The sequence below is a fragment of the Arhodomonas sp. KWT genome (assembly GCF_010993615.1).
The window spans coordinates 1-948 of the sequence record NZ_WNXE01000646.1 but is presented as its reverse complement, the minus strand read 5'-3'; the positions used below and the strand labels follow the sequence as shown (position 1 = coordinate 948).

The following is a 948-nucleotide window of genomic DNA, read 5'->3' as shown; positions in this document are numbered from 1 at the left end:
ACCCTGGTGGTGCAACGGCACCGGAATTCGCATGACCATGCGCTATGCCGACTCTGCGCTGGATCACCTGGGGGATGCGGTGCGACTGAACCCATTGGCATATCGTAGACAGGGTGTGGACAGCCGCCCACAAAAAACGCCCGCCTGTGAGGGCGAGCGTTCCATAAGTCCCTTGATTGACTGGAGCTGGCGACAGGAGTCGAACCTGCGACCGGCTGATTACAAATCAGCTGCTCTACCAACTGAGCTACGCCAGCCTGGACGCTAGATAATAGTGGCTCGGCAAAAGCCAGGCAAACACGTCATTCTGCGTCGCGCATGTCCAGGTAATGCGCCAGCCCCTCCAGGACGAGCTGCGGCGCGAACTCCACGTGCCCCGGGAGATGCCCGCGCAGCGCGGGGGCATCGCCGCCGGTGATGACAGTGGCCGGCTCCTCGCCATGGGCACGCCGTATCACCGCCTCCAGCCCCCCGATCATTGCCGCGAGGCCATGGAAGGTGCCAGCTCGGATGGCGTCCGCCGTATTGTCGGCGAGCAGGGGCAGCGCACCGTCGGAGACGGCGGGCAGGCCGTGGGTACCGGCATGCAGCGACCGCCGCATGGTGCCCAGGCCGGGCAGTATCATGCCGCCGTGATGACGGCCGTCCTCGCCCAGCAGGTCGATGGTGACGGCCGTCCCGCAATCGATGACGATGGCCGGCAGCCAGCCATGCGCGAGCGCACCGACCATTGCCGCCCACCGGTCCGTGCCCAGCTCGACCGGGCGGTGATAGGCGACCTGCACACCGCCGCCTTCCGTCGGCGTGCAGACCACTTCGAGCTCGAGGCCGAAGGCCTCTCGACACACGCTGGCGAGCTCGTCAATCCGCCCCGGGGCGGCAACGGAGATCGCGGCGGCGCTGTCCGGGGCCGGAAGCCCATCCAGACCCGCCTCGATGGCCGCGCGG

General features: G+C 67.5%; 1 protein-coding gene and 1 tRNA gene. Both read right to left on the bottom strand.

Features of this window, described 5'->3' with window-relative positions; genetic code table 11:
• Nucleotides 1–181: 181 nt before the first annotated feature.
• Nucleotides 182–257: transfer RNA gene (locus G7A99_RS21425), tRNA-Thr, on the bottom strand.
• 45 nt (nucleotides 258–302) lie between these two features.
• The coding region (locus G7A99_RS21420; RefSeq protein ID WP_163143938.1) for a type III pantothenate kinase at nucleotides 303–948 on the bottom strand (646 nt) is incomplete at its 5' end.